Origin of the sequence: Silvanigrella aquatica (assembly GCF_001907975.1) — a bacterium.
GTDB lineage: Bacteria > Bdellovibrionota_B > Oligoflexia > Silvanigrellales > Silvanigrellaceae > Silvanigrella > Silvanigrella aquatica.
The window spans coordinates 801,259-814,477 of sequence record NZ_CP017834.1 but is presented as its reverse complement, the minus strand read 5'-3'; the positions used below and the strand labels follow the sequence as shown (position 1 = coordinate 814,477).

Sequence of the window (13,219 nt, the reverse complement as noted above, 5' to 3'; positions counted from 1 at the left end):
CAAAGAAACTTTAAATCAGGGATATACAGAAAAACAAAATCTTGTATTAGCTATGCCAATATTAAAAGTTAAGGTTTTTCATATGCCCTCTTTGCGTTGCTCCTGTTGTCAGCATGTAGAAAAAGCGGCATTACCTGAAGAATTAAATCAGCAAAATAAAATTGGAAGATATCACCATTCTGCTGTTGCCACATTAGCTTCATTTCGTTATTAAAAAAAGATTTAAAGAAACAAAAAGAAATCGCTATTTTAAATTCTCAAAAAACAAATGGTATGTCGACAGCTACAAGAACAAAAAATATTACAGCTTTATTTCCTGAAGGAAAAATTGTTATTATGACTGATGCTTTATCTGCTAGCACTAAAAATGTCGACGAAAATAAAGCCGATTTTTCTTTGTGCAATGTTCATGCCAGAAGAAATTTCTATGACTTAAAAGAATATTATACTGAAAAAATTGATAAAATTCTTCTCCTATATAGAGATATTTTTCTGAATAAAAAACATAATCCTACAGAAAGATTACTTTTTCATAAAAAATATTCCTTGCCATTAATGGAAAAAATACTCCATATTTGCCAGTCTGAACTCACAGAAAAATTTGTCGAGCCAAATTCAGTATTGGCTAAAGCTTATAAATATATTATTCGACATTTCAAAAAACTGTGTGCATTCTGTGAAATAAAAAATGCGCCACTTGAAAACAACCTGAGCGAGCGAATGTTATCCAGCAATATGGATTCTACATTGTTGAATTGAACTTCTTCAAACTAACTTGTCGGAAACTCAAGATATTTTAAAAAATTTCAAATAAAAAAAAGAACCAATACATAGATAGAATTGATTCTTTTTTTTCAAATATATTCTAAATTAAAATTATTTTTTATAAATAACTGCAATTTGTGAACTGAAATTATCATTCACTGCAAATGCAGCAGAAGAGCTTCTATTTGTTGCCTTAATTGTTCCGGAAATATTTAAAGCATTTTTTATTTCATCATCAGTTCCCTTAATTTCAACTTTCCATTCTTTCTTTATTTTATCTTCTTCAATTTTTAGAGCAGCATGATTTTGGATAAATTCAAAATTGATTTTCTCAAAATCTACTTTTTCATTACTAATGCTATTATCAGATAGCAAATAGTATGCGCTTAATGTTTCAGATTTTTTGTTAGCTGAAAGCACAACATCGGAACGGAAGGTCTTAGCATCTGCGCTTAAAACAAATTTATTTATTTTAACAGGTTTTGATGCTTTAATTTTAAAGGTTTTGAAAACAGCATCATCAAATAGAGAAACAACTTTGACTTCAACTTCGTCATTTGCTTTTGCAGAAGCGAGAGCACAAACTTTATTGTCTTGAGTTAAGAAAAAGTTGGAATTCATAGGAACTTCAATTTTTACTAATTTTTCAATTTCTTCTTTAGTTGAAACTTTAGTATCTTGAGTTCCTAGCGTATATTTAAAGGAAGTTAATTCGGCACAATTTTTTGCACTATCAAACATACCGCCCACAGGTATTTCTGTTGCAGCAACTAAGTTAGGAGTGCCTTGAGCATCCACTACAGTTTTCTCAAAAGCCACAGATTTCATAGAAGGAACAGAGCCAATATAGAATGGATATTGAGACTCAATGCCACCATGTTCAATTTCCGCAACAACTGGTAAAAATTCAGTATTAAGATTATTCACAGAAATGAGCACTCTGTTATCAATCAAACCGAATTCGCTTTTAGAACCAGAGATAGTCGCATAATTGGAAGTGTTATTAAGTAATCTTGTACTCAAAAAATCGCCTACTAAATCAGACTTTTTAGTTAAATTTACTTCTGTACCATCTGTATAATCTGCAATAACATCAAATGAATGAGCTGTTTGTTTATCCAGTAAATTTGGATTAAATGAAGCGGCAGAAAGTAATTTTAATTTTTTAATAGCTGCTACGTCAACATCTACTTCAATAAAAGCACGTTTTCCTTCATAAGTTACATAGTAGCTAAGCTTGTTACCTACGACGGAATCTTTTGGAACTTTAAATGTAAAATATGATTTTAATTTTTCTTTTAATTCATCTGTATCATCATATTTAGTAACAACTTCGAGAGCAATTTCTTGTCCCTTTTCATTAAATAATTTAACGCCCTCTTTTGAAGTAAGCGCTTTAGAATTTAATTCACCTGAGTTTTTCACAAAAATTTGAAATGGCTCTGCTTCAGCACCTAAAGCAACCTTTAACTTCAAATTTGCTATAGTTGAAATAGATTCAACATTCGCTCTTTCAATTACTTTAGCTTCTGCTTTTTGAAAGTAGTCTGCACTTGCGACTGTCAAAGTCGCTTTATCGCCAATTTGAGCAGCTAATGCCGCATTCGCTTTATTATTCAAATCATGGGCACAAACTTCGGCGGTATTATGATTTAGAGTAAATTTTTCTTGTGAGTCTTTTGCTAATGCAACAGAAAGATTACCATTTAAATTCAAATGCGGAGTCACATCTTGTTGATTCCCATTACGATCTGTCATGGTTACAGTATACTTTGCACAACCCCCTAATGGGATATCACCATCAAATTTAACCATAAGATTTTTAATTGGTTGTGGAATTGTTTCTGATTTTACGATGTCTGTAGAAGCCGTTTTATTATCATCAGAAGTTTTTTTACAACCCGTGATAGCGATGCTCGCAAGACCAACACCCATTGCGGTAAGCTTTAAAGAATTATGAAGTTTCATTGTATTTTCTCCTAAAAATAACAAAACAAATGTAACCACTCAAACATAAATATTTGATATTGCAAAATAATTAATATTTTTTATTTGCAATTGAGTAACTATAGATCTAAAAAAAATTATTTGTCAAAATATATAAAAACTCATTATAATAAAATTAATTTTTACTTTAAAAATTATTTAATACAATTAATATATTTAATTATATAATTTTTTAATATTTATATAATATATTAATTTTTCTATAGATTAAGCTTTTATTTAAAAATAATTTATAAAATTTTTATTTTTTTATTTATTTCATAATTTATCTTTTAAATACTCATCAATTTAGACTTAAATTAAATAAGTAGTTAATCCGCATATAATTATTTTTATCCAATTAAAACATAGAATATTTATAAATTAATTAAATATATTTTTTTAATATTTTTCTATTTAATTTTTTTCAAATCTGTATAACATATAATACTTAGTATAAAATAAAATTATTAATTTTAAATAAATTATCTCAAATATAGTAAAGCTAATAATTTATAAAAATTTTAGACGGTTGAAAAGGAAGTAAAAATGGAAGTAAATTTTAAGAAAAAATCACAACAAACTATACCGCTAATATTATTAAACAATTTTTATATTTTATTTCATCTTTAAATATTTGAATTTTTTATACATTTGAATTGATTTGAAGCAACTTAAACTTTGATTCATTTAAGTTGCTCGGGGAGGGCTAGCAAATCGAAAGCATAGGCGTTGTTAGATTAGGCCTCCTGCTGAAGCTGCTGGATCTGCTGAAGCTGCTGGATCTGCTGAAGCTGCTGGATCTGCTGAAGCTGCTGGATCTGCTGAAGCTGCTGGATCTGCTGAAGCTGCTGGATCTGCTGAAGCTGCTGGATCTGCTGAAGCTGCTGGATATGCTGGATATGCTGGATCTGCTGAAGCTGCTGGATATGCTGGATATGCTGGATCTGCTGAAGCTGCTGAAGCTGCTGGATATGCTGAAGCTGCTGGATATGCTGAAGCTGCTGGATCTGCTGAAGCTGCTGGATCTGCTGGATATGCTGAAGCTGCTGAAGCTGCTGGATCTGCTGAAGCTGCTGAAGCTGCTGAAGCTGCTGAAGCTGCTGGATCTGCTGGATCTGCTGGATCTGCTGAAGCTGCTGGATCTGCTGAAGCTGATGGATCTGCTGAAGCTGATGGATCTGCTGAAGCTGATGGATCTGCTGAAGCTGATGGATCTGCTGAAGCTGATGGATCTGCTGAAGCTGATGGAGCTGATGGAGCTGATTCAGTTTCCTCAACCGCAGTTACTACACCGTTATTATGCTGTTCATCATAATTTTCATTTCCGTGATAATGACCATCTTTACTTCCATTAACAAGAATTTTAGCTAATATCGTTTTTCTCTTATCTAAATCAAAACTTGTAAGGGATGGATAATATTCTTTATTGAATTTTTCTAATAATGTAGCTGAGGCATTAACACTATTTAATGAACTGCTAAACTTAATATACTCATTTATATTGCCACCTGAGTAAATTACAGCATTTGGAAGTGATAGAACAATAGTTCCATCTGTTTGAGTTGTAATTGTAAATGGTGACTTGGTTGATTTTGAAGTTTCAAAAGCTAGATTTTGAATATCAGTATAACTTAAAGCATCACCAAGGGTATCGTTACTCTTCATCAAATATGGAACAATTTTTTCAGTATGTTGCGATAAATTATTATTATCTAACCTGAATTCTTTAGATAATGTTCTATCTGCGTAAGCAAAAGAAACTTTTGGAATATAAACAGCATCTACTAAATCAAGTTCCAATTCGTTACTGGAAATTAAATTTTGGAATTGTGAACGAATTTTAACATCTTTAGTGACATCCGCATCATTTGAAGCACATATGATATTTTTATTATCAAATACTGATTGAGCATTATTCCCTAAAATTTCTTTAGAACGACTCATAGAATAGTTAGAATCTAAAAATAATGGCTGCTTAGTAGAAAAGTCTAAAATGCTTGCAATATTTTCATATCCTTTAACCCTGAAATCTCCATCACTTACTTTACCAACTTGCACTGGGAACCATAATTCTGATACAGCTTTTACACAAAACTTAGCTTTTTTAGACATTGATTCAACATCTAATGGATCTCCGCCCTGAGGAAGAGTTGCTTTTGTTATCGAATTATTTAATAATGACTTAGTATACTTAGAAGTACTTTCTTCAAAATATTTATATGCTAAGCGTAATTCTGGAGTTTTATCAGAAACAATAAAGTAACGTTTGAGAGAAACCGGCTTTTTAAGAGCTAATAAGACGTCATTAGCTTCTTCATCTGCAACTAATGTTTTAATAGCTTGCTGAGGATTTGTCATTGCTGCAATATCTGCAGCAGATGGTGCAAATTCTGGTTTATATTTAATATCTACTTTTAATTCATAAAAATTATTATTTGAAGTATTAAATTCTGGAGTGTTAATTACGTCAAGATAAAAAGATTTTGCACTATTAGCCATAGGTGAATAATTTTGCATCAATGGTCTATTTGGAATTCCATTTGTTTCAAGTCTATCATATACTTTAATAGAACTCACTGGAGTGTTATTAACTTTATTAATAACAGAAAAACTTACATTAAAATGTGATGTTTCATTTTCTTTTAAATCTAAAATCGATTTTTCAGTTCCATCTGTGTATTTTGCAAAAACATTAAACTCTTGAATACCATGGACGTTTGTATGAATATTTCTTACTTCAAAAGCTGTAGCAACAGCGGGAGCGACTCTTATATGTAATTCATGAGTCAATGATAAGAGGTGACTCTCATTTGGAGTTACTTTCAATGCATATGCTTTATAATCTAAACTCTTCTCAATCCCTTTTGAGGATAAATTCCAAGATTGTGTCACTGGGTCAAATGAGAGAACATCATATACTTTCCCATCTCTGACAAGCTCTATTTTTGAAGTATTAATTTTAGTTAATTCTACGGTATTGTTATTAGCATTGTGTACTTTTCTTGTATCCTGAACCGAATCATTTCTACTTTCAAAAACTCCATAAATTTTAATTCCTGTGGCAATTTTACCTTCAGGAATGAGAAATCTTTTTTTGCTTAATTCTAGAGATGAAATTTTAGCATCACTTACACCAACTGTTTTTTGGGCAAATTCTTTACCTTTGTATCTTACCATAAGCGTAGCTTCATCAACCCATGCTATTGCTGGAGAGAATGGAGTGCTAACACCAGTATCATGATTTTTTAGTTCTTCATCTTGAGTTTTAACACAGATATGACCATTTTCTAGTTTGAACTTTGCTTGAGAAGCTGAAGATAAAACAACTTGAGCATCGCTATTATGATGATGGTGATTTTGATCATATAAAGCAGTAATATCTGTAAGGCGCTCGACACCATCTGCTCCCGTAAATGTTACGTGAAATGGAATACAATGATTTGAAGGAATTAAGCCGCCAACTTTAATTTCAACTTTGCCATCTAATAAGTCAACTATTCTTTTAGCACTAACAGATGTCTTTCCGTCAGCATCTGTAACTATTTCAGATATTGTATTAGGTTCACCCACTTTTGGAGCTGTAACAATATTACCGTTAACGTCTTTTACAGGCTCTCCTTTTTTATCAAGAACAGGAGTTGGCGCTGTTTCGGTAGTGCCAGCTTTGCCTTCGTTGCCATTACTTCCATTATTACCATCTTTACCATCTTTGGAACAACCCGTTAAAGCAATTGCGGCAATACCTGCGCTAATTGCTGTAAGTTTTAGCGATCTCTTCATTATCATAAATTTCTCCTACACTATAAAACAACAAACTACTCAGAACAAAGCCCAAATAAATATTTGGAATTGCAAAGTAACAACGCTGTTTGTTTGCAATTTTGGAAACATATCTTATTTAAAACTATATTGTCAAAATATTTTTAAAATTTTAACAAATCTCATTACATATTTTATAAACATTAATAACTACAATATCTAAAAAATGTTTATTTAATAAATTGACCAGACAGAAAAATAATTTTTGGTAATCTTTATAATTTTTTTATTCACATAAATTGGTATATAAAATAATTTTTATTTTTAATTAGTTTTAAATTATATTATATAATTCATTTGAAATTAAAAAAAAATACTTAATTCAATAATATTGGAGGTTTTATAATAAAAATTTTTATTCTGCTCTATTATAAAACAATTATTTTTATAAAATTTGATATTTCAGAGTCATATTTATAAAATTTTATAATACTGTTTTCTATTATGAAATAAAATAAAATGATTTCTCCTCTTTATCAATATAAAAATATTATAATATTGAACCTTTATTTTTTATTCTGGTAAGCAACTACTTAAAATTTTTTAGATTTTTGGATATTACGTATTGATAAAAATAAGTTTATATGCTATTTCACATTTCAACGATTTAACTTCGCAATTCAGTGAAATATAAATCAATCGCAAATCAAATAGAACCTATGTCATTTGCTGTGCATTTGTTCACTAAAATTGAAACAATTTCATAATATTTATTTCATTCGTCAAACAGTTCTTTGTCGTGCTTAAGAAAATATTTTTTAAGGGGAGAGTGTATATGGCACTTTGTACTTTCGTGAAAAAAACTGTACTTTTTTCAGCATTTGCATTATTTAATAGCAATTTATATGCAAACACTATGAATAAAAATCCTATTTCCTTAAATTCCTATGAACGAATTGTCTATTTTATACCAGACGAGAGAGGCATTATCCAAGCAAAAGTGGCGCAATCGCAGGAAGGAAATGCGACCTTAGGAGGCGTTACAGGCAGTCCTAAAGAGTTAAGCTCGTTTTCTATTACATTTACTCCGCAAACACGTGAAAATGAGACGGAATTAAAAGAGAGGGAACAATATTATATAAAATCACTTTCTCGTGGCTTTGAGGTGTGTCAATCCATTCCATTTAAAGTAACAAAATATAAAGTAGAAATATTACCTTCCCGTGTTCATTTAAAAACGGCCACACAATGTGAGTTTGGTGTTTTTAATAAAAAGAAACAGCAATTGGCGTCGTTTCATTTATTATTGAATCATACTTATAATTATTGGTGTCATTTGAAAGATGAAAATTCTACGGCCTATAAAACAGCGCGGCACATTGACAATAATTGTGCTCTTCATCATGCCAATACAAAGTACATCAGTTTAAATGGCAGAGACATAAGCGATTTAAGCCCGCTAACAGGTTTTCATAATTTAGTAGAACTCTCTTTAGAGAATAATAGAATTTCCTCTTTGCCAATAGGAATTCTAGATAATTTCAGTGAGCTCAAAAAATTGATATTAAGAAAAAATAGTATTTTCACAATTCAACCCGGCACCTTCGATAAATTAACAAAATTAAGCTGGCTTTGGTTAATGGAAAATGAAATTACACATTTGCCTCGAGGCGTGTTTGATAAGCTTGAAAATCTGGATTGGTTAAGTTTATATCAAAATAAATTAGAATACATTCCAAAAGGTTTATTAAGTAAACTAAAAAATTTAGAAGGCATGGAATTGTCATTTAATTTACTTAAGAAATTTCCGGAAGATATTTTAGAATTAAATAAATTAATAAGTTTAGAGATACACAATAATATTATAAGTGAAATTCCTATGAATGCATTTGTCAACGCGAAAAAACTTGTGAACTTATCGCTTAGTCGAAATAATTTAACAACTTTGCCCGAAAATTTATTTAAGGAAAATTCAAAACTTGTTTATTTAAAACTTGCTCATAATCAAATAACCCATTTGCCCCTAGGGATATTTGACCCCATTACAAATACGGAAGAAATTGATCTGACAGGAAACCCTATAACTATTTGGTTTTAAGGGGGAATTTTTTTATCACAAACGAACTTAATCCCCCGACTTCTAAAGGCGGGGGATATCATTGATCTGAAAAAGCCGCAGCATCAAACGGTGCAAGGTTGAAGTGACAAATGAAATTTTTATTCCAAATAAAACGAAAAAAATGCTGCTTAATAATTTTTTAAAATGAGAATATTATTTCGCACAATAAGCATTAACTTCAAAAGGTGATTTTGGCACGTAAGCAGTATCGCCTGCACCATCAACAATAAAACCAATTCAGATAATAGAGATTTTTCTAACTTCATAGAATTTGTTAAAAGTTAAAAACCAGGTCATTTTTTTACAGCACCTGGTATTTTAACGACCTATAAAATTCAAATTATTTCTTTGCAACAAGAGCATAAATTGATTTATTATAAATAAAATCATTTTCTGTTAACTTACGAGCAGACTCTTCTCCTTCAAGTTTTACATCAACAGTTCCTGGTCTAACATTAAAATATTGTTCTTGGCTCGCAAGATCATTTTGATCAGCATCAGCTACGTTGAAGAAAGGTAAAGTGGTTTTATCTTTCTTAGCGTCTTTCATTGTTTGTTCCAATTTAATTTTATTTTTTTCTGTTGGTTCTATATCAAGAACGGCAAGAGTTTCTGTAGCTACTTTAGTGTTACTTACAGTATCATCGCTCATCATATAAAAGCCATGAATTTCTTGTTTAAATTTATTTTCAGCATTGAGTAAAAACTCTTTACCACCATTGCTATTTCTAAGTGTAAACTTACTTAAAGTAATAGGAGCGGCAACAGTGACTTTAACAGCTGCTGAATTTAATAAACCTTGGAATGAAGAAGTGATGCTCAATTCTTTACCAACAGTTGCATCTTTTTTAGCACAAACGATCTTGTTTACTGTGTCAATTGCAAAATGACTTGTTTCACCTGAATAATCAAAAGAGAGATTAGCAGCATCAACAACAACATTTCCTACTTTTAGAGTAGAAACCATTTTAACGCATGCTCCTGCTAATTTCATATCATCAGAAGATGTTTTGCCTGTAGCAAAGGGAACACCGCCTTTTGCTAGAGTTGCTGGCACGTCAGCAGTATAAGTTTTTGCCGCGCTATCAAAAGATTTAAGAGCCACAGTTAGTTCAGGAAGCGCTTCAGAAACAATAAGGTCATGAGAAATAACAGTTTTCTCGCCTACTACGGCCGCATTTTGTAATTTAGGATAGAAAGGTGAAGAATTCTTCGCATTCAAAGTAATTTTTAATGTGAGTAAATCAGCTGCTGCTGTAAATTTCGCAGTATTTTGACCAACAACGACAAATTTCTTTGCATCGCCTTCTGCTGTTTTAACAATACCTTCAATAGCTTCTGTCTTACCTAGTTTTGTTACTTCAACTTTTTCAATATTTTCTTTAACAAAAGGAGCTTTAGAGCCATCGGAATAAATAGCATTCAGTTCAAGTGCCTGCTCTGCATTTGGTGCGATATGGTGCTTAATATTATGAGTATAACCTACAACAACTTTTTCAGTAACCTTAATTTTTAATTTTGCGAATACAGTAGTGGGATTAAGACCTGCATTATCTTTTGCCGTCATTTGAACTGTATATTCTGCTACTTCAGCAACTTTAGAAAGAGCCTCAACAGCTGTTAATTTAAGAACATTATTTTGAGCATCATAAACAAGAGCATTAGCTATTTCTTTATTATTATTGTCTAAAAGCTTAAACTCTGTATTTTTTGAAACTATTGCAAAATCTTTTTTAGCTGAATTTGTTGCTTTGACTGTGAATGCTAAATCTTTAGGAGTAGAAGCACCAGCGGGAATGTCAATGGAAGTGTATTGCGTGCCATCAGCTTTTGTAAGCGCCACTGACTTTAATGTTGCATCTGTTACGTTAACTTCTTTAGTAACCGATTGCCCTTTATACTTCAGCTCAACTTTTACTTTATCATCCTTAGTTGCTACTGCGAAATTATTGATGTTAGCCGCTTTAGCTTCAGCATCTGTTAAAGCACAAATTTCTCCATTGGAAACTTTAAATTTGTTGTTGGAAGTGCCCACTAAGGAAACAGAAATATCGGATTGTGGAACGGCATTACCATCTTCCCCTTTAAGATCTATAGAATAGGAAGTACATGAATTGAGGGGAAGATCATTTGCTTTAAAAGCCAACTGCGTTTCTACATCGGTACTTTTTGGAGTAGTGCCATCATTAGAATTGTCTTTACAACCTGTAATAGCAACAGCAATAAGGCTTGCACCAAGCATAGTCAGTTTCAACGATTTTTTAATTGTCATATATAATCCCCTAATGATTAATGGAAATAGAAATTTAAAATCGCACTAAAGTTACTTTGCCTCCCAAAATCACTCCCGTGCAACTTTGCTACTGTAGATCGCATAAAAACAATTTGTCAAAATTTTTTAATAATAATATTTAAAAAAAATTATTTTACTAAATTAAATTAATAGCAATAATAGTAAATGTATTAAAATATTTTTTGGTTATCTTTATAACTAATTAAAATAAGTATGATTTTTTAGTCATAAAATGTAACTTCGCAATTATTTTTATAATGTAAAATAAAATTTATAAATATAAAATTGAATAATTATTTTAATATATTATAGTTCATATACATTTCAAAAAAGTTATCCAGAAAAAATTTTACAGTTGTCGAATGACGTGTAAAATAATAAATAAAATTCAATTTTATTCAATACTAAAAATTGTTATCATAAAAAAATTATCTAAAAAATTTGTGATTAAAATTTTTTAAATATAAGGCGTTAAATAATTTGTAATTTGCTGCGCTTGCGTCCCACCTGCGGATCCCGAAACGCCACTTGTTAAAGAAGAAATAGCCTGATTCAAAACACTGCTATTCACTCCTGTTAAGGAATTCACATTAGTAATTGTAGAAAAAATTTGTGTTGCTTGTGCGGCAGAAATGGTACCACCTGCTTGTAATATTGCTAAAGAACTTTGCATTTGTAAAAACAAATAAATGCTTAATAAAAGTTGCTGTTGCAATTGCATATCGCTGGTCATACTGGCAGCAGGAATTGTTGCCATTGTATTTGTCGCAAGAACCATTTGCGCTAAAACTGTAGCTGTAGGAGATGGCAACAAGGAAGCAGAAAAAGAAATCGGGTTTGAACTGGCTGTAGACAAGGAAGAACTTGTCGAAGCATTCAACAAAATATTTAATAAAATAACGCCACCTTCCGCAGCATAACACGCCGCAAGTAAAGAAACAGCGGTATAATTTGTAGAATTCGAACTGATGATAGATTGAAGCTTTGATTGCGCGTCGGCATAATTGCCATTTTGCATATCAACTTGCGCTTGTTCTTGGGTACTTTGCTGTGTGGAAAGTGAAGAGAGAATATTACCACTGCATGAGACATTTATAAAACTAAAGATGATAACAACTATCGTAAATGAATTTTGCTTTTTCTTCATATTTCAAATCCCAGCGATGCAAAATATATTTTTCGTGCAGCCAATCCCGATTGGTTGGCACCATCTTTGGTATAGCTTCCCGCCTCAATACGAAAAATGTATAAGTTTAATACCATTCCGTAAGAGGGCCATCCCTGTAAATAACCAGCAGAAAACCCTACGTAACGCGTCAATAATAATTTACAACCCATATATATTTTTTTAGGTAAATCTTCCCCATAAACATCGGTAATATCGCGGTAATCCAAAGCACAATGCAAGGCATTTGTCATATCATGCAAAGCAAATCCTACACCCGCATTGTATGTTTGCAGCCAAGGTGGAACACCTCCCGTAAATGCCGTGTTACCTAAATCTTCGACAACACCAGCGACTCTCATGTCGAAATATTTTGTACGATTTTGCAAAGTAACACCTACATTTGTTGAAACGCCACTTCCTTTTTTTAAAGCATTTGTTATTTTTTGAGTCGCCTGAGTGGGATCTGTTACGTCACTTACCGATAAATTTGTATTTACTTCGGTATTGTAAACATATTTAGGACCAACACCCACGGCTAAATAATCACCCAATGATGTGCTAAATGTGCTTGCCACTCCCGCGACCCCGTTATTTTTTACCTCTAAAACAGGAAGACCCATGGTACCAAACTCTTGTCCATTTAAATCCAGCTTATTTGTCGCGAAACCAGCAACTCCAAAGTGAGAGGTAAGAGCACCAACAACAGTATCTAATTGCCCATATATTGGTTTTTTAAATGTATCTTCTAAAAGAGTTTTAAGAACCGAATTAGAAGAAGGATTGCTTGCCGCTTGAATGACATCTTGTCCGGCAGCAAGAGCACCTTCGCCAACACTGACCTTATTGACATAAAAAATCGATCGAAAAACTCCGTCACCAAAAGCGGGCAAACTGGGATTTGAAAACATCACACCTTCTTGTGTAGCACGTGTGAGCGTAGCTCCTCCGCTAGCAAGATCAAAAGGGTTTTGATAAATTGGTGCTGATTTTTTTAAACTTGATGTATCATCTGCAAATCCAGTTAAGGAAACAAATAAAGTAGCTAAAGCACAAATGATGTCATGCAATAGAAACAAATTATTCTTCCGTTTAAAAAAAGAGACATTCATAATTTGAGAAATTTTTC

Annotated in this window: 8 protein-coding genes; 3 read left to right on the top strand and 5 right to left on the bottom strand. The window is 31.8% G+C overall.

From position 1 onward, the window contains the following. Positions 1–214, top strand: a 214-nt coding sequence (locus AXG55_RS14795) for a hypothetical protein (RefSeq protein ID WP_233231343.1), incomplete at its 5' end; no start/stop codon positions are given. Positions 215–273: 59 nt separating this feature from the next. Beyond that, positions 274–759, top strand: a complete 486-nt coding sequence (locus AXG55_RS03495; RefSeq protein ID WP_148696748.1) for an IS66 family transposase — start codon at positions 274–276, stop codon at positions 757–759. 117 nt (positions 760–876) lie between these two features. Here the strand turns inward: AXG55_RS03495 and AXG55_RS03490 are convergent, their stop codons facing one another. Both AXG55_RS03490 and AXG55_RS03485 read right to left on the bottom strand, forming a co-directional pair. Beyond that, positions 877–2,733, bottom strand: a complete 1,857-nt coding sequence (locus AXG55_RS03490) for a hypothetical protein (protein ID WP_148696747.1) — start codon at positions 2,731–2,733, stop codon at positions 877–879. 753 nt (positions 2,734–3,486) lie between these two features. Then, complete coding sequence (locus AXG55_RS03485) at positions 3,487–6,540, bottom strand: hypothetical protein (RefSeq protein WP_148696746.1); 3,054 nt, start codon at positions 6,538–6,540, stop codon at positions 3,487–3,489. Positions 6,541–7,348: 808 nt separating this feature from the next. Between AXG55_RS03485 and AXG55_RS03480 the strand changes: the two genes are divergently transcribed. Beyond that, a complete protein-coding gene (locus tag AXG55_RS03480) occupies positions 7,349–8,611 on the top strand; it encodes a leucine-rich repeat domain-containing protein (protein WP_148696745.1) in 1,263 nt (420 codons plus the stop codon). A gap of 361 nt (positions 8,612–8,972) precedes the next feature. Here AXG55_RS03480 and AXG55_RS03475 read toward each other — a convergent pair whose 3' ends face one another. From AXG55_RS03475 to AXG55_RS03465, 3 genes are all read right to left on the bottom strand, one after another. Next, positions 8,973–10,904: a hypothetical protein gene (locus AXG55_RS03475; RefSeq protein ID WP_148696744.1), complete on the bottom strand. Its 1,932-nt coding sequence runs from the start codon at positions 10,902–10,904 to the stop codon at positions 8,973–8,975. 478 nt (positions 10,905–11,382) lie between these two features. Further along, positions 11,383–12,072, bottom strand: coding sequence for a hypothetical protein (locus tag AXG55_RS03470; RefSeq protein WP_148696743.1), 690 nt, complete (start codon positions 12,070–12,072; stop codon positions 11,383–11,385). Then, positions 12,069–13,169 (bottom strand): hypothetical protein, encoded by a 1,101-nt coding sequence (locus AXG55_RS03465; protein ID WP_148696742.1) that lies wholly within the window; start codon positions 13,167–13,169, stop codon positions 12,069–12,071. The genes AXG55_RS03470 and AXG55_RS03465 overlap by 4 nt, the downstream gene beginning before the upstream one ends. Positions 13,170–13,219: the final 50 nt, after the last annotated feature.